The following is an 18,181-nucleotide window of genomic DNA, read 5'->3' on the forward strand; positions in this document are numbered from 1 at the left end:
GAATTATTTCTCCATAATGTAATGTTTTTTCAAACGATCAGCTGTTTCTTTAGGCATATAAGTTTCATCATGTTTTGCTAAAATACGCATCCCTATAAAAAAGCCCTGTTTATCGAAATGCCCTTCTACAATCACCCCCTGACCTTCACGAAAAAGATCCGGTAAGGCACCATTGAAAACCACTTTTTCATGTTTTTTGTTATCCGTTACAAAAAAAATAACTCCTCTCTCTCCAACATATTGAACGGTTCCCTTTTCAACAAAGCCACCCAAACGCAAAGGGCGCTCCGTTAAAATATCTTCTCTTGTAATTTCAGAGGGCATTCTAAAAAAACTGACCGCATGACGCATTGCATACACTATGAGACTTGCTGCAATTGTCATAACCAAACAACATAATAATATGATCAGTAAGCGCCTTTTTTTTCGCTGCTCTAAAATAACCTTCCATGAGGCAGAACTCTTTAAAGATTGACTGTTCATAGACACTCTGCGAAAAAAGTTTAAATACGTTATAATTAAGTATCAATATTTTATTTTTTAAGAGCTTTGCACATCTTCTACATAGGTGCAAGATTTCTTTTCTCTGTATGCTCACTTGATAAATCACGTAACTGAATCATCATTTTTTTAACACGTGATTGTCCTGAAAAATTTTCAGGCATTGTATCAAGAAAGCTTTGTAAAAATTGCACTGCCTGCGCAGTTTTTCCTGCTTGATGCAATGCATCGGCCAACAACAAACGTGGATAAAAATCTGTTGGGGCTAAATCTGCTGCTTTTTGAAAGGCATTTTGCGCTTCTTGCGTTATCACCCCCCCTTCATAACCAACCAATGCTAAACCGTATCCGACAAGCCTTGGAGCTGTTTCTCCATTCAAACGAAGTGCATCTAAATAAGTATTCACAGCTTCTTGAAAAAGGCTTTCTTCGAGATACCCTACCGCTAACGCATCTGCTAGCTTGCCATCGTGAGGTGCACGGAAAAAAAGCACTTGTAAACGAATAAGCTTTTCTTGCTTACTGAGAGTTTTAGGATCCTTATCCATTAATTCGCTAAAAAAATAACTTTTCACTTCTGGATTGCCTGTCAGCCCATAAATACTCCATGTCATCAGAAGAACAAACAAAATACTCAAAGCCTTAAGAATATTTCTTTTTTTATAATTCATATAAAGCTTGTTAAACTCAATCGTACGCTTATGGCTTCTATAACCATCTACGGTTTCAACTGTCCATTCTTTCTTTATCTCATCGTCAAAACGTAGTGAAAGAAAAAGAATACTTGCCAGAAAAGTCAGAAAAAATGCTGCAAAAATTAATAAGAGCATATCGTTTTTTTCCAATACGAACAGAGAATAACTCGCTTACATTTTATCCTCTTCATAAGAAGAGTGATGTGAATTAATAAAAATTCATTTTTTCATGGAGAATATTATAAATATCTATCATATATATCAATTAAGCAAAGAAACTAAAAACAATGTTTCCCTACTCTTTATGTATTGTCTAAAATACTGCTTTATAAACTTTATAGACATTTCTTGCTTAAGAAGAAAATATGTTATTCTCCCATCTTAGGTAACAAAACTTTTGCATACAATCCACCCAAATCAGAACGTGATAAAAAGAGATTGCCACCATATTCACTGACCATATCTGAAACAATTGCTAACCCTAAGCCTGCCCCTAGTTTACTTTCATTAAACCGCCGCCCTCTTTTTAATGCTTCATCAATTTTGTCTTCTGTTAAACCAGGACCATCATCTTCTACAAAGATACTAAAATATTCTTTTTCTTCAACATTTTCTTCTAAACAACAAGAGATCAAAACCTTTGCTCGAGACCACTGAGTAGCATTTTCAATCAAATTCCCTACAATTTCTTCTAAATCTTCCTTCTCTCCAGAAAAAACAATATCATCAACATCCATAATAAATTGAATTTGTTTTTCAGGATTAAGCTTTTTCATAACCCGCACCAAACGTTCAAGCACACTGCGAACAGACGTATGATAGACAATACTATCGCATTGTGCTGCAATCCGTGCACGCTGAAGATAATGATTGATTTGAGCTTGCATTATTTGCGTTTGCTCTCTCAACAAACAAGCCTTTTCTCCGCGCATCTTATCTGTCTCATTCATAATCACAGATAGAGGCGTCTTCAATGAATGCGCGAGATTACCAACTTGTGTGCGAAATCGCTCAATAATACGCTGATTATTATTAATGAGAGCATTCATCTCTTGTACAAGCGGCATCACTTCGCTTACTAAATCCGTATTCACATAATGAACTCTTCCTTCGCGAATATCATTCAATGCGTGTCGAATAAGCTTCAACGGTTGAAAACTAAAGAAAATAATAGCAATATTAATAAGAACACTCCCGATACCGAAACTCCAAAGAAAAATTTGCAAAGTTCGCGTAAATTCCTTTACCTGGGCATGAGCTTCATCGATATTCCCAACAAGCCGAAAACGTGCAATATGATTTTTATTATCAAGAACAACATCACTCTCAATCACTTGTAACTTTTGACCATTGTTCCCCGTTATCCGATAAGAGCGAAAGAATTTATTGTCAAAAGGTATATCAACATCACTTGGTGTAAATATCTCGCCTGTTCCCAATGAGGGGGATGTCAATCTTCCTTTTAAATTATGGGATATCGCAACAACTTCCCAATACCATCCTGTTGTTGGATCAGAATAACGAATATCATCAATCCCAGCCCCTCCTATCAAAGTACCTTCCGATGACACCGTCACTGTTGCAATAAGACTGTAGAGTTGAGCAGAAAGGATACGCTCTAGGCTTTGTTCAGTTGAACGCTTATAAAATAAAATACTTACTGCAGAAATCGATAAAAGAGAAATAACAACCCATAATGTTGATAAGATCATAACACGTAAACTGAGAGATCGAGTAATTACAAAAAAGAACCTCCTACACCAATTATTCTCTTCAAAAACATTCATTAATCACCTAGCATTCTCACGCGATACCCCATTCCTCGAATAGTTTCAATCAAATCCACTCCAAGCTTTTTCCGTAACCGACCTACAAAGACTTCCACCGTATTCGAGTCCTTATCAAAATCCTGATCATAAAGATGTTCTGTAAGCTCTGTTCTTGAAATGACCCTGTCACAATGATGCATGAGATACGAAAGCAGTCTGAATTCATAAGATGTTAGTTTAATCAATTGACCATCTACAAAAACACGAGACGTCTTTGTATCCAACAAAACATTTCCGCAACATAATGCACTTGTCGCATGTCCCGTAGTGCGACGAATTAATGCTCGCAAGCGCGCCATCACTTCCTCCAAATGAAATGGCTTCACAACATAATCGTCAGCTCCAGCATCAATACCGTGCACCTTATCAGACCAACGGTCTCGCGCCGTTAGCATTAAAACAGGCATGGAGAGCCCTTCTTGACGCCACTTTTCAACAACACTAATACCATCAATCTGCGGTAAACCTATATCAAGTATCACCGCGTCGTAAGACTCTGTGCTCCCTAAAAAATAAGCCTCTTCACCATCGAAAGCACTATCGGAAACATATCCTGCACGTCTTACAGCTTCTGCTAATTGATGGTGAAGATTCCGATCATCTTCAACGATTAAGATACGCATCACAACACCATCTGCCAAAAACTAATCAGCAGGAACAAAAAACTCAACACGACGTAACTTTTCACCATTACGGGCTGGTACAACAACTACAATTGCACACATGTCCTTTCCATCCTGAACAACCGGTTTTGAACGGACGAGAACCCCGCTCTCTTGCGCGGCAGCCTTCTTACCTACTTCAGCACACCCAGAAGCTAGAACAGAATCTGCTCCTAAAAAAGCTGCTATTATTACGAACAAGAATTTTTTTTTCATCATAAATATTTCAATAACCCATCTCTTCTCCTTGATAAAGGATAAAAGAAATAATGGTTTTTTTTAGTCGATTTAAAAATCACAAATGGAAATAATTTATCCTCTATCTTACAGAAGAACATATTAACATTACTCCAAATTTTTAAAAAATCAAAAAAATATTTTTAATAATGAGAATAAAATTTATTCAATAAAATAATAAAATATTAATACACTATCTTACGAAAAATGAATAATTCTAAAATAAACTCTTTCTCTGTTAGCACTATAGCAAAAAAATACTTCTACTCCATATAATTATTGTAGATTTGTTTGGTTGTATTTCTTTGCCATAGGCTCTCTTTAAATGTTTGATTTTTTTAAAAAAAAGAAAGGGCAACATCGTAAGCCATTTCACAGTCCTGCTCTCATTGAATTAGACGCACGATTAGACACAGCACTTTATCACATTCGTTCTGCTAACAGTTTTTTCTGGAAAAAGGCAAAAATCGTCTCACAAAATTTTCATCTTCAAGGATGGAAACGTTTTATCGTTGAAGTTCTCGATGAAATACTGACATTAGGGTTGATGGGATTTACTCTTTTCACTATTTTGGGCATTTCTGTTTTTGAAGTGACCAAAACAGATTGGTTTTCTCCTAAAAACTTTTCCATTCTTTTTCTAGATCGCTATGGAAATTCCATTGGGCACCGTGGTGCACTGCCGGCGATCTCTGTCCCCGTTGAAGAAATGCCTGACACTGTTATTAAAGCGGTTCTCGCTACAGAAGACCGTCGTTTTTTTGATCATTGGGGCATTGATTTTCAAGGACTTACACGGGCAATTTCACAAAATATGCAAGCTAAAGGTGTGGTGCAAGGTGGTTCAACTCTCACACAACAATTGGCTAAAAATTTATTTTTAACAAACGAAAGAACCATAACACGTAAAATCAAAGAAGCTTATCTTGCTCTTTGGCTAGAAGCAAATTTTAGCAAAAAGCAGATTTTACAACTTTACCTTGACCGAGCCTATATGGGAGGAAACAATTTTGGTATTGCCGCAGCAGCAAAATTTTATTTTGGAAAAAACATACGTCATGTCTCTTTAAGTGAATCTGCTATGTTAGCAGGACTCTTTAAAGCTCCAACAAAATATGCTCCTCATAGTCATCTCTTTGCGGCTCAAACACGTGCCAATATCGTCCTTTCTAATCTTGTTAATAGTGGCTTTATGACGAAGAGCCAGATTATCAATGCGCATCGCCACCCTGCTAGGGCACTTCCCCAAATAGAAAATAATCAGGCTGATTATTTTCTTGATTGGGCATTCGAGGAAGTCAAAAAAATGCGCAATCAACTTCCAAGCCATAGTTTAATTATTCAAACGACTCTTGATCCAAATATTCAAAAAGCAGCAGAAGAATCAATTGCATATCATTTACATCAGTATGGTCAACAATATCGCGTAACACAAGCTTCCACTGTTATACTCGATAATAACGGTGCCGTATGCGCAATTGTTGGAGGACAAGATTATAAAAATAGTCAATTTAACAGAGCAACACAAGGCGGACGGCAAACTGGTTCTTCATTCAAACCTTATGTTTACGCAACCGCACTGGAACACGGACTTTCTCCCTCGACAATCGTTTTAGATGCTCCGATCAATTGGGGAGGTTGGACACCAAAAAATAATTCTGGCCGTTATTTGGGGAAAATTGATTTAGCAACAGCTTTAGCTTTTTCTATTAATACAGTCCCTGTGTATCTCACCTATCAATATCTTCACCGCGATACCCAACCTATCATAGATCTCATCAAGAATATGGGGATTAACGCGCATATTTTATCACACAAAACGATGGTTCTGGGCACTTCCAACATGACCCCCATGGATCAAGCAACTGGCTTTAATGTCTTTGCTAATGGTGGGATAGCTGGTAATCGGCACGGGTTCACGCAAATCAGAACAATTGATGGGCATGTGGTATGGGATTTCGAGCATAACGGAAATAAGTTACACCGAGTTCTCAGCAGACAATCAGCTGCTTATATGAACCAAATGATGGTGGGTGTCACAACACGAGGGTCTGGTAAGCGTGCTGCTCTGCCCATGACTCTCGTCGCTGGGAAAACTGGAACATCACAATCCTATCGTGATGCTTGGTTTGTTGGCTTTACTGGCAATTATACTGGAGCGGTATGGATGGGAAATGATAACTTTTCACCGATGAATCGTGCTTTTGGGGGTGGAGTCCCTGCCATGATATGGCAACGCATCATGCTTGCTGCACACCAAAATATTATGCTCAAACAACTCTATGGTGTTAAAGATTCTCTTCTTCCTTATCATCCCCCAATACTTTCCTCCCATGCAGATTCTGAATTTTTTTCCCCAATACCCTCTACGCTTTCTCCTGAAACATTGAATATTGTGCGATTGATTAACAAAGATCTGAAAAAACCATCTGCAATTTCTTTGAAGGTGAAAACAACTGGAGATTCAACATTTTGAATTCAAGATATTCACTGATGTTTTTAAATATCACCATTTTCTTTTTTATCTTCGCTTTTTCCATTTTATGTGGAAAACTGAGTGTCGATTATGTGCTCAATTCCTTTCCTCATTTTGAACGCTTTAGAATTGGAAAATGGAGTGCTTATCCAAAAATGGGAACCGCCAATATGGATCCTTATACCCGCGCCCGCACGACCAAACGAGGCATTGTTTCACTCGGACGCACTGAAGGTCTTCAATTCCAGATTTGGCAAGACAACCAAGGGCGTCCACTCCACCCCCACTGTCATTATTTACTCAAAGGCACCATCCCTGAAACTCGTCTTTTCACCCTTTATACAGCTGACAAATCCCTAAAACCCTATACTTCATCCAAAGAAATACCTTTTGAACTCCACACGAACGCTATTATTTATGAGCATGATGGCTCATTGCGCATCAATATTTCACCTACACCGCAAGCCGGCAATTGGCTTGCAACAGTTAGTCAAAAAGAATTCGGGCTTATTCTTACTTTATACGATACCTCAATCATCTCTGCAACGGCATTACAAAAGCTTACAATGCCATCAATAGAACAAATTCCATCAGGACAAATAAATTGTGACTAGATTTATTCATACCGCACTTCTTGCAATCATTGGCGCTATTATCGTTCATATTTGCGTTCTCTTTCTGATCCCCTATTGGACACAAAATAATATATGGACAGCACTTAAAAAATCCGGAGCCCCTTATCAATTTGTTGCTTTTACTCCCGATAATCCTATTCAACAATCTGCTGATCCCCTCTTTCTTCTTAAAGTCTGCAGATTTAATCTTGAAAATGGACCTGTTCATTTAAAAGCTTTGAAAACACGACAATTTTGGTCACTAGCAGCCTACACACACAAAGGAATTATTTTCTATAGCCTTAATGACCGAACAGCCCCTGATAATACACTCGATCTTATTATTGGAAAACCAATACAAATCATAGAACTCAAAAAATCAAAACCTAAAAAAAATGCCAATTCAGTTTTGGTTGCTAAAAATTTGAATGAAGGTTTTGTCATTTTACGTATTTTTGCCCCTTCTTCACTTGCAAAAAAAGAAAGTGAAGCTTTTCTTTCATCTGCGACCTGCCGCATATTTTATGAATAAAAACGGAGTAACCTCTCATTTGTACAATACCTTACTTTCTATACAAAATACATGAAGCCTATCAAAATGGTTATCTTTTTCTCTATTAATTGAATCTTCGAATTCAGATTTATCTGATTATAAATCCCTCAATTTTTTATTGAGATAGAATGAAATCTCTATTGCACATCATCATATCCTATTTGATTACGCATTATCTGACAGAAAAAACTCCCAGCAATCAGAAGAGAAAATCAAGAGTAAAGTTCTAGAAAAATATGCTGCTAACAACCGTAAAACTTGTTATTTGAGTTTATTTCTTTTTATTTACAAACATTCCCATAAAATTCGCATCAATGACATGATAAACTATAGAAGAAATACTGATTACCTTCAATGAAGTGCAAAAATAATCGCTGGAAACTTATAAGACATTATGAATCCTTGACCTCAAAAATAAGTGCTTTATTTTTGTTTTATGAGCATAAGCTTTTTGTAAGATATGCACTCTGAAAAAACTTGGCTTATAGTTTACAATTGAGGGGAAAAACTTCATGAAGAAGAGATATGTTCGGTTCATTTCAAGAGCAGCAGTATGGTCCCCTCGATTTGGTGGATTGTCGTTCTTTGTTTTATTATTTTCAGTCATTTTACAACGTTTTTCCGTCATTAACGTAACCGACTTCATAATTTTGATCGGAATCTCTACCGGCTGTGTGATTATTTCTCTTTTTCTTGCTTTAAAAGCACTTTACAGCTTATGGATCTATGGAGCCCTAGGGGGAATGAAAGCTTTAAAAGGGATCATTTATTCGTTGATAACGGCTACACCATTGATGTTATTTTTTGGACTTTGGTTTACCTTACCGGCTCTTTACGATATTTCTACCGATACACAAAGCCCGCCAGCTTTTTTTCGCACAATACGTCCCAGCGATGCTTTACCGCTCAAAAGTGTTTTGACTGAACAAGCAACATTACAGATGTCACAATGGCCAGAAATGTCGGGGCGCCGTTATGATGGTTCACCTGATCGTATTCGCGAATCTGTTCTTAATGTTTTAGCAGCCTATGATTGGCCTGTTGTGGCTCAACGAGAGTTTAAAGGTGAAGAAAATGCGCTTTATATTGAAACGAGAGCTAAAACTTTTTACCTTGGGTTTATTTCGGATATCGTGATACGCTTAACTGATGAAGGGGATACAACTTTTGTTGATATGCGTTCTGCTTCTCGTTATTTGCCAAGAGATTTGGGGACAAATGCTGCTTTTATTATCGATTTTATGGATGCCCTTGATACGGAAATCGCTTCCCTTCCTCTTTCACAAGAAGATGAATAACGATCAAGAGCGAGAGAGAAGACACTTTATTTCACAAAAATTGCTTATTTTTCAATAAACATGATACATAAGCAAACAATCACTTTTCAAAAGCTATAAACTAAAAATTCTTATACAAAAGATAATATTCTCAAACCTAACCATTCTTGAAATAATGAAAAATATTAAAAAAAATAGGAAATAAAAAACAGAAATATTGATAATAATATTAAAGTCTCTGTCTAACTGTAATCAGTAAATATTTTTTAAAGTTTAATATTAAATAAATTATTATAAAACTCATATCAAAAACATTATTATATAAAGATAATAAATAATCATTTTTCATATAAATAACGTATACAAATAAAAACTGTTATAGAAAGTAATATAACAAATATAATGAACAAAAATGTGCTTAAAAACATTTTTTTCACAATTTCTTTGTTACTATAACATTTAAATTTATACAGTAAAAACATTGCATAGAAAAATATAAAGAAAGCACATGTAGAAGATAATAATTCTGCAATAATACGAATAATATCACTCATAAAAAATCCAAATTAAAAATATATAAAAACAATAAACATTAATATATATTATATCATATAAAACTTAATAACTTAAAATAATATAAAAAACGAATTTATTCTTAATTAATGATTTAATTTTAATATTTTTTTCATTACATACCTTAGATACATAATAAAATTTAAATAAATATAATTAAACAAAAAATGCAAAAAACAATTCATAAAATATATTAAAAATATAGATAACAAATAAAATTTCCAAATAAATCTATAATTATAAATTAATAATGAATAATCATTGTTCATAGAAATAACGTATATAAATAAAAAATATTATAAAGAACAAAAATATTCTTAACAAATTTTTTTCCAAATTTCTTTTTTACTATAACCTTTAGATTTATAATATGAAAACAATGTATAGAAAAATATAAATAAAGCACCTATAGAAAATAATAATTCTATAATAATACTAATAAGCTCATTCATAAAAAAAATCCAAATTAAATATATAATTTTGTAGAATTATGCACCTAAACCTTCCTGTCAAGTTTGTAGACACATAATTATGCCTACAAGCTTGTTCATTTTAGAAATATCTGCTGATTTTTATATTAGCGATAACATTCATAGCCTGTATATCCCAAACCTGTACCAAATCCTACTGCAGAGCCAACTCCTCCTCCTAATGATAGACCTCTTCCGCAGCGCTTATTGGTCCTCCAACTGACACCCCATAACTCCACCAATTACCACTCCCATATTATGTCCCCTATGTCCCATTGAAAATCCTGCTGAGAAATAATCTCCAACAGTACAGCCAAGTCGTGATCCACTGCTTGAAAAATTCATTGAAGTAAAATTAGACCAACCATTAGAAAAACTAGAACCAAATGAACGATACATATAAAACCTCTTTAATTATTGTTAAAAATAACTGTATCACAAAGATACAGTGGAAAATTCATTATGTTCACTTTATAAGAAGTAAAACATAATTTGTAAAAATAATAATAAAAATACTGTATAAATAATAAATACATTATGTTTATATTATATTAATACAAAATATATATTTTGTATTAATATAATACTATTTACAATACTGTTTAAATATGCGACATCAATCGCTCTTTCTCTTAAATAAAATCATAAATTCAAATGAGACATTCACAAGAAAAACTAGTATCCTTTTCTCTTGGTTTACAATAACAACAAAGAAATATATTTATTATGTCATCGAACTCAGTTGCGTTGCTGTTGTTTTGCGTTTGCTGGGCTTGGTGAATCCTTTTATTTTTCAAGCGATTATCGACCGTATTCCCCCTTTTCAGCGTATTGAAAGTCTCTATGCTATCGTTGTCTTGATGGTTGCTATCATGCTGTTTAGCACGGCTCTTAGCACTCTTTCAGGTTACTTAGGTGCCTATTTAGCCAATCGGCTTACGCTAGAATTTGGACGGCGCATTTACACCCATGTGTTAAGTCTTTCCTTGCCTATTTTACGCACTTGGCAAGTGGGAGAATTGTTTTCACGTATTGGAGAAGTTGATACAATTCGCGGGTTTCTAACAGGAACCATCGCCACAACTGTGCTAAATGTTCTGTTCGCAATCATTTATCTTGCGGCACTCTTTTCCATTAGTCCGAAACTGACCTTTATTGTCCTTATCATTTTACCTTTACAAATGGGCTCTTTAGCGTTTGTCGGTCCCTTCTTGCGCCGCCAATTACGCCGTGCTTTCACTCTGCAAGCCGCCCATCAATCGCGCCTCATTGAAAGTTTTATCAATCTTGAAGCCATTAAAGCGCATGTAAAGGAGCCAGCCCATACAATACGCATGCAAGAGACTTTAGCCCGTAGTTTAGATCAAAGCCTTACAACTAGTAAATTGCATCTTCTCAATGGAGCCATGAGTCATATTTTTGGTGATTTTTTCACTATTTTTATTATCTTTTTTGGTGCTCAGGCAGTTCTTCAAAACCAGATTACACTAGGACAACTTATTGCCTTTCATCTCCTCGCTGGAAATGTTTCTGGTCCTATCTTAAGCCTTGCATCCCTACGGGAAGAATGGCAGCATTTGAAAATCTCTCGTCTTCGTTTGGGCGATATTCTTAACTCCCCTTCAGAATGGGAAGAAGAAAAGCCGCCTCTTCAACTCAGCGCTCCTCCTCATCTTGAAGCCAACGATCTCTGTTTTTCTTATGGAGATAAATCCATTATCAATCATCTTGATGTCTGTTTACAACCTGGGCAACCAATTATGTTACTTGGTCCTTCAGGGTGCGGAAAAACAACCTTGGCGAAGCTCCTTTGTGGACTCTCCCCCAACAAGCGGGAAGATATTGATTAACGCACAACCTTTACAGAATTTTGATGTCCGTAGCGTGCGTGACACAATCGCGTATTTTCCCCAAAATCCTTGCCTTTTTTCCGGAACCATTCTTGAGAATATGCTTCTTGCTAAACCAGATGCCACTAAAGATGAAATCGACTCTGCACTATATGTTAGTGCTTGCCATGATTTGATTGCTCAGTTGCCTTTAGGACTCAATACTCAAGTAGGAGAGCAAGGTGGTTTTTTATCAGGTGGTCAGCGCCAACGCTTGGCTTTGGCTTGTTTCTTTCTGATAAACCCAAGCCTTCTTATTTTGGATGAACCTACTTCCGCATTGGATGACGCTGTCAGTGCACAAATTGTTGAGCATTTATATAAACTTTCACAAGATCGTATTGTTCTTGTTATTACCCACAAAAGTGACCTCTTTCCTCAGCATGCAACCGTCTTAAACTTTACTGATTTGGAGGCAAAAAATGGCAGATAAAACTCCCTATTTGCGCCCTTTGTCACCAACGCTTCATATGGTGGTTGCTGTTTGATTGCTTTATTTCTCTTTATTGTGATCGGCAGCTTTATCGCAAAAACAGAGATTGTTGCACGGGGGCAAGGAAGTGTTATTCCCACCACCTATGTTCAGCTGGTCCAAGCGCAAAATACAGGACGCATTGAGAAAATCCTTGTAAAAGAAGGGCAATTTGTTCATCAAGGGGATCTCCTTATTCAATTAGATCCCCGTGAAGCCCTCAATGAGTGCGCACGTGTTCAAGCAGATATCGCGCAACAAACCCTTCAAGCACAAATTGCAACAGCTATTTTAACAGCTTTGCATGAAAGTGATCCTTTGGATAAAGATTTTGTAACCAAAGGGCTTGCCTATCTGCCAGCTCCTCCTTCTGGCAACACGACTGCAAGAATAGAAGGGGAAAAACTCATTAGCGCTACCCTTCAATCTCTCCAAGATAAATTAAGAGCGCTAAAAGCACAGGCGGACCGCGTCGAGCGCAGCGGTGCAACACAACATGCGCAATTAGATAGGTTGGAAGATAATCGTCAATTAAGCCAAGGAAAATTAAAGGCTGCAAAAAGCCTAATGGAAACAAAAGTCATTAGCCAAGCGGTTTATTTAGAGCGTTTACATGATTTTAAAAATGTCGAGCATGAAATTTTAACCAATCAAAGACGTTTGGAAGAAAATGCCGCCGAAATAAACACCCTCCGCCAACAACGGAAAAGTCTCATTTCCGATGAAATCGCCCGCTATCGGCAACTTTCGCGTGAAACAGAACTGAATCTTCAAGGATTAAAAGCAAAGCTTGATAGCACTCAATACCATCTTGACCACTTATCACTTTATGCACCTGTTGATGGACGTATCGATGATTTAAGTATCCATACTTTGGGCGGCTTTGTAGAGGCTGGTAAAACTCTCATGCGCATTGTCCCTGGTGCGGGTGGTCTCATTATTGAAGCATTTTTTGATAATCGAGATATTGGTTTTTTAGAAAAGGGCCAACGTGCTTACATCAAGTTTTCTGCCTTTCCTCCTGAACGTTTCGGTGTTATCCACGGCACAGTCGTTAATGTAGGCGCTACAGCGCGCTATAATAAAGAAATTAATGGTGTCTACGCTGTTTTAATCAAAATTGACCAATATCACATCACTTTGAATAACAAACAACTTAAATTTATCCCTGGCATGACTGTGACAACGGATGTCATTACCTCAAAACGGCGTCTCATTTCTTATTTCTTTGAGCCTATCACCAAAATTTTAGAACAATCTCTAAAGGAAAGATGATGTCTGTAAATGAAAATCCATCACCATCACTCATAGATCCTCTTACAGCGTTAGGAGCTATGGTTGTTTTAATGCTTACATCTCCCTTATACCGCCGCTGGCGAATCTGGGATATCGAACGAAATTTAGGACCAGCTTTACAGACTGGGCAATACAAGCTCTATAAAAATGAACGTGGAGAATTTTGTGCCTTTATCACTTGGGCTTTTTTAGATGAGAAAAATCATCAATCTATGTTTAAAAAAGGAGAATTTTTACCCGATGTCAATTGGCAAAATGGAAAATACGTATGGTTTATTGATTATGTAGCACCCTATGGACATGCTTCTGGTATGGTACGTGACATGCAGCGACATGTGTTTCCACCAGCATTATTGCTACGCTGTTCGACGTAATGAAGATGGTGGGATACGAAAAATTGCACGCTGGTGTTGCTATAGAGCGCAAAATCCAGCTAAATAGTTTTTCTAAAGCAAGTGCGCATAAATCATTTACCCCTCGTCTTATAGAAAAGAATCTTTTAAAAGAGCTCTTTAAGTGATAGCTATAGTAAAAGAACCTTACCATATTTAGAGCTTCCCCGCTACAAATGGGTATTTTTCAGCTTACCAGACTTGCTATGAATAGCAATAGATGGTTAAGAGGGTTAATCCACTCTCAAGCTGAACTTTGATTAACATTTCACTAGAATTGGCTGGGGTACCTGGATTCGAACCAGGGAATGCCGGTACCAAAAACCGGTGCCTTACCGCTTGGCTATACCCCAAAAAAACACGCTTTATAGCGACTCCTGCACCTTATAGCGATTCCTGTGATTGGACGCAATATCTGAAAATCAAAGACTTTACTTTTTTATCATAAAATTTCTGAGTCTTGTATGGCATTGCCATCGATACAAATTCGTAGCAGAAACTGATATACAGTTGTAATTTTAACATAAGAAGGAACCATTTATCCATCAATTATTTTGCTCTTTGTATTGATTTTCTAGGAACAGAAAATGAAAATCTTGCAGTTTACTCATGTGTCTAATAAATTTGCATATGATTTACTTTTCTTGATATATTAAAATCCCATCTTGCTCAATTAAAAAAAACTGTCTCCACATTGGCAACCGGTAAGTGTATGATAGTGCTGCTGTGCTCTTGCATTAAGCATAAAGATGGTAATGTCCACTAATTTTTACATTATATTATTCATGGGTAGCACCATAAAATAAAATCAAGCACATTGAAAAATATTTCCTAAAAAATAACACTTAATATTCTGTTGAAAACATTATGATACACCAATAAACTGGAAGAGTTTTGAAAAAATTAAAAACATTTTATATGGTATTTGAAAAAATAGAGATACAAAAACAAGGAATAATAGCTATTTCCATTTACTTTTTATTCAAAAGATAATGATATTTATTACCCACTCATAGATGTAAAAAATCTTCAGAAGCAATCTTTATGTAGACCAATACCCTTTTTGATTGATGAATATACATTTCCTAAAAGCTTCTTTTACAAAAAGAGAGACATTAAAACTATTTCATACAAACTAGGTATTCAACATTTGCTTTTAAATGCGGTAAATGGCAAATTAGGCTTATGAAATAAGCTTAACAATTAGAATCGAGGAGATTTTTAAATGGCTTTTGAATTGCCCCCATTGCCTTATGATTACGATGCCCTTTCGCCTTATATGTCACGCGAAACGCTTGAATATCATCATGATAAGCATCACCTCGCTTATCTTACCAACACCAATAATTTTGTGAAAGAGTTAGGCTTAGAAAATGAAAGCCTTGAAGATATTGTTAAAAAAAGTTTTGGAAAAAATATTGGTTTGTTTAATAATGCAGCGCAGTATTACAATCATAACCACTTTTGGCTTTGGATGAAAAAAAATGGTGGTGGCCAAAAACTTCCTGAAAAGTTAGCAAAAGCTATTGACGCTGATCTAGGTGGTTACGACAAATTCCGCGCTGATTTTATTGCTGCTGCTAGTGCCCAATTTGGTTCTGGATGGGCGTGGGTTGCTGTTAAAAATGGCAAGCTTGAAATTATGAAAACGCCTAATGGTGAAAATCCCTTAGTGCACAATGCTCGACCTATTTTGGGTGTCGATGTGTGGGAACATTCCTATTACATTGATTATCGCAATACTCGACCGAAGTACCTCGAATCCTTTGTAGACCATTTAATTAATTGGGACTATGTTTTGAAACTTTATGAAGAATGTGAATTTTAAACTGTCTCAATAATTTTTTAGTGTATGAAAGTCCCTATAATCCAATAAATTATCGGAGGCTTTCATACAGAGGTATTATGGATTAGCAAAAGTCTTTTCCTGCTATCTTTAGAATATATGCATAGATATAGGCAACTTCTTCTAGCTTTGAAAAACGTCCAGCTGCACCAGCGTGCCCTGAATCCATATTAATACGTAATAAAATTGCATTATCGTCTGTTTTTAGGTCTCGTAATTTTGCCACCCATTTTGCAGGCTCCCAGTAAGTTACACGAGGATCTGTTAATCCTGCCATCACAAGTATAGGGGGATAGTTTTGAGCTTTGACATTATCGTAAGGGGAATAGGAAGCAATAAGCTTATAATCTTCTTCTGATTCAAGAGGATTCCCCCATTCGGCCCATTCTGGAGGTGTGAGTGGCAATGAAGCATCTAACATTGTCGCTAAGACATCAACAAAAGGCACATTTGCTACGATCCCAGCAAAATCCTGTGGAGCTATATTGGCAATGGCTCCCATCAACATCCCCCCTGCTGAACCACCATGAGCAATCAGCCGGTCGTGAGAAGTGAATTTATTGTTTACAAGGTAACGCCCACAAGCAATAAAATCTGTAAATGTATTGTGCTTAAAGAGATGTTTTCCTTTCTCATACCATTCTACTCCCTTTTCTTTTCCTCCGCGAATATGAGCAATAGCGTAAATAAAACCTCTGTTTACTAGAGAAAGTACATTACTATTGAAACTGGCAGGTATAGAGATCCCATAAGCACCATAACCGTAAAGCAGACAAGGCGCACCACCATCAAGGGGAGTATTTTTGTGATAAAAAAGTGAAATAGGAATCTTCTCACCATCGTCTGCTATTGCTGTAATACGTCGTGTTACATATGCATCTTTATTATGCCCAGAGGGAATTATTTGCGTTTTTAAAAGCATTCGTTTACAATTTTTCATCTCATAATCAAACACTTGATCAGGTGTTGTCATAGACGAATAGGAAAAACGAATAGTTGGACTGTTATATTCTGCAACTCCTTGCAGACCTAAAGAATAAGCCTCTTCAGTAAAAGCAATGGAATTAACTTGTTTAGTGGTACGTTCCATTACTTTTATACGTGGAAGCCCCTCAAAACGTTCGATCCAGACAAGAAAATCTTGATAAGCATCATGGGATAATATTAGGCACCCAAGCTGATGTGGGACAAACTCAGACCAATTTTCTGATTGTGGAGATGTATATGGCGCTACCATAATTTTGAAATCTTTTGCATTATCTAAATTGGTCAGAATATAAAAGACATCACCACCTTCTGTAAGTGAATATTCAATACCTTTTTGTCGTTTCCGTACACATTGGGGAATAGTAAAAGGCGCCTCAGCAGGAATTAACCAGATCTCGGATGTTTCATGATCATGAATCTTAATATAAATAACATCATTAAGCTTAGAACCGCTTACATCTAAGAAAAAACCTGGATTGTCTTCACGAAAAATAAGCTTATCTTGTGATTGATCTGTGTTTAATTGGTGATAATAGAGCTCTGAAGGTCGGTGGTTTTTATCCATCTTAGTATAGAAAAAACCTTCAGATCTAGCATCCCATACAATTTGACCAGATGTATCAGTAATTGTGTCCATACAGTCAGACAATGTCTCAAAGTTACGAATTTTAGCTGTATAGAATTCTGATCCTTTGTCATCATAGGTCCATACCACATGTGTATGGTCAGGAGATTCTTGAACTGAACCAAATTTGAAATATTCTTTGCCTTCTGCCAAGACATCACCATTAAGGTACACGTTTTTTTCTCCGCCATTCCTTGGTGTCCGAAAATAATGTGGTTGTTGGCCTCCGGTAACATAAGAGAATCCGTAAGCAAAAGGACCATGTTTTATAGGAACAGAACTATCATTCTCTTGGATCCTGTTTTTCATTTCGATAAAAAGCAAATCTCGTAGTGGTTTTGTATCAGCCATTTGAGCTGATTGATAAGCATTTTCTTTTTCAAGATAATGTCGAATATTGAGATCAAGACAGTTAGGATTTTTAAAAACATCTTGCCAGTTAGACGCACGTAGCCAATGATAGGGATCATCACGAAAAATACCATGATATATTTCCTTATGAGTGATTCTAGATGCTTTGGGAGGAATTGCAAAAGTGCGAGTCATACACAATCCTATATTAAAATATGTTAACAGCTTCATTTATATGTTAGAATCACAATTATTGATGCAAGTGTACAAATCTATAAGTTCTATTCACTTGCAAAAATAGTGCCATGATAATTTTTAAAACTAATACCTTTCTGTTCATTACATATCACAGCTATTGTTTTCTAGGGATATAATACCACTTTTATAATGAAAGTGACTGGTAAAACAATTAAACTATGAGAAAAAGAATTGATTT

At 36.2% G+C, this 18,181-nt stretch carries 14 protein-coding genes, 1 tRNA gene and 1 pseudogene; 8 read left to right on the forward strand and 8 right to left on the reverse strand.

The window, feature by feature from the left end:
• Nucleotides 1-3 precede the first annotated feature (3 nt).
• From ccmE to ACFILU_RS03400, 5 genes are all read right to left on the reverse strand, one after another.
• Nucleotides 4-483: a cytochrome c maturation protein CcmE gene (gene ccmE, locus ACFILU_RS03380; protein WP_273791548.1), complete on the reverse strand. Its 480-nt coding sequence runs from the start codon at nucleotides 481-483 to the stop codon at nucleotides 4-6.
• A gap of 77 nt (nucleotides 484-560) precedes the next feature.
• Nucleotides 561-1,331 carry a tetratricopeptide repeat protein gene (locus ACFILU_RS03385; RefSeq protein WP_375667665.1) on the reverse strand — a complete coding sequence of 257 codons (771 nt, stop codon included), beginning with the start codon at nucleotides 1,329-1,331 and terminating at the stop codon, nucleotides 561-563.
• A 233-nt stretch (nucleotides 1,332-1,564) separates the two neighbouring features.
• Nucleotides 1,565-2,983 (reverse strand): ATP-binding protein, encoded by a 1,419-nt coding sequence (locus tag ACFILU_RS03390; RefSeq protein ID WP_273791546.1) that lies wholly within the window; start codon nucleotides 2,981-2,983, stop codon nucleotides 1,565-1,567.
• Nucleotides 2,983-3,648: a response regulator transcription factor gene (locus tag ACFILU_RS03395; RefSeq protein WP_375630861.1), complete on the reverse strand. Its 666-nt coding sequence runs from the start codon at nucleotides 3,646-3,648 to the stop codon at nucleotides 2,983-2,985. Before ACFILU_RS03395 ends, ACFILU_RS03390 begins: the two co-directional genes overlap by 1 nt.
• Before the next feature lie 21 nt (nucleotides 3,649-3,669).
• Nucleotides 3,670-3,906: a hypothetical protein gene (locus ACFILU_RS03400; RefSeq protein ID WP_273723886.1), complete on the reverse strand. Its 237-nt coding sequence runs from the start codon at nucleotides 3,904-3,906 to the stop codon at nucleotides 3,670-3,672.
• A gap of 343 nt (nucleotides 3,907-4,249) precedes the next feature.
• Here ACFILU_RS03400 and ACFILU_RS03405 point away from each other — a divergent pair, with 343 nt between their 5' ends.
• From ACFILU_RS03405 to ACFILU_RS03420, 4 genes are all read left to right on the forward strand, one after another.
• Entirely contained in the window at nucleotides 4,250-6,400 is a 2,151-nt protein-coding gene (locus ACFILU_RS03405; RefSeq protein ID WP_375674750.1) for a transglycosylase domain-containing protein, read from the forward strand.
• Between the two features lie 17 nt (nucleotides 6,401-6,417).
• Nucleotides 6,418-7,014, forward strand: coding sequence for a DUF1214 domain-containing protein (locus tag ACFILU_RS03410; RefSeq protein WP_375674752.1), 597 nt, complete (start codon nucleotides 6,418-6,420; stop codon nucleotides 7,012-7,014).
• Nucleotides 7,007-7,546 carry a hypothetical protein gene (locus ACFILU_RS03415; RefSeq protein WP_375622282.1) on the forward strand — a complete coding sequence of 180 codons (540 nt, stop codon included), beginning with the start codon at nucleotides 7,007-7,009 and terminating at the stop codon, nucleotides 7,544-7,546. Before ACFILU_RS03410 ends, ACFILU_RS03415 begins: the two co-directional genes overlap by 8 nt.
• A gap of 533 nt (nucleotides 7,547-8,079) precedes the next feature.
• The gene (locus ACFILU_RS03420; protein WP_375674753.1) at nucleotides 8,080-8,865 is read left to right on the forward strand and encodes a DUF1499 domain-containing protein; all 786 of its coding nucleotides are present in this window, start codon (nucleotides 8,080-8,082) and stop codon (nucleotides 8,863-8,865) included.
• Nucleotides 8,866-10,091: 1,226 nt separating this feature from the next.
• Here the strand turns inward: ACFILU_RS03420 and ACFILU_RS03425 are convergent.
• Complete coding sequence (locus ACFILU_RS03425) at nucleotides 10,092-10,286, reverse strand: hypothetical protein (protein WP_375674754.1); 195 nt, start codon at nucleotides 10,284-10,286, stop codon at nucleotides 10,092-10,094.
• A gap of 209 nt (nucleotides 10,287-10,495) precedes the next feature.
• On the opposite strand from ACFILU_RS03425, the pseudogene ACFILU_RS03430 reads away from it, so the two are divergent.
• The 3 genes and pseudogenes from ACFILU_RS03430 (at nucleotide 10,496) to ACFILU_RS03440 (ending at nucleotide 13,918) form a co-directional block, all read left to right on the forward strand.
• Nucleotides 10,496-12,209: pseudogene (locus tag ACFILU_RS03430) on the forward strand (peptidase domain-containing ABC transporter).
• 51 nt (nucleotides 12,210-12,260) lie between these two features.
• Nucleotides 12,261-13,523, forward strand: coding sequence for an HlyD family type I secretion periplasmic adaptor subunit (locus ACFILU_RS03435; protein WP_375674755.1), 1,263 nt, complete (start codon nucleotides 12,261-12,263; stop codon nucleotides 13,521-13,523).
• Entirely contained in the window at nucleotides 13,523-13,918 is a 396-nt protein-coding gene (locus ACFILU_RS03440) for a toxin-activating lysine-acyltransferase (protein ID WP_375674757.1), read from the forward strand. The genes ACFILU_RS03435 and ACFILU_RS03440 overlap by 1 nt, the downstream gene beginning before the upstream one ends.
• Nucleotides 13,919-14,214: 296 nt before the next feature.
• Here the strand turns inward: ACFILU_RS03440 and ACFILU_RS03445 are convergent.
• Nucleotides 14,215-14,289 (reverse strand) — tRNA-Gln (locus tag ACFILU_RS03445).
• 872 nt (nucleotides 14,290-15,161) lie between these two features.
• Between ACFILU_RS03445 and ACFILU_RS03450 the strand changes: the two genes are divergently transcribed.
• Nucleotides 15,162-15,764: a superoxide dismutase gene (locus ACFILU_RS03450; RefSeq protein WP_375663218.1), complete on the forward strand. Its 603-nt coding sequence runs from the start codon at nucleotides 15,162-15,164 to the stop codon at nucleotides 15,762-15,764.
• An 82-nt stretch (nucleotides 15,765-15,846) separates the two neighbouring features.
• Here the strand turns inward: ACFILU_RS03450 and ACFILU_RS03455 are convergent, their stop codons facing one another.
• Nucleotides 15,847-17,940, reverse strand: coding sequence for a S9 family peptidase (locus ACFILU_RS03455; RefSeq protein WP_375674759.1), 2,094 nt, complete (start codon nucleotides 17,938-17,940; stop codon nucleotides 15,847-15,849).
• Nucleotides 17,941-18,181 lie beyond the last annotated feature (241 nt).

This window comes from Bartonella sp. CL100XZDX (assembly GCF_042195375.1).
Taxonomy (GTDB): Bacteria; Pseudomonadota; Alphaproteobacteria; order Rhizobiales; family Rhizobiaceae; genus Bartonella.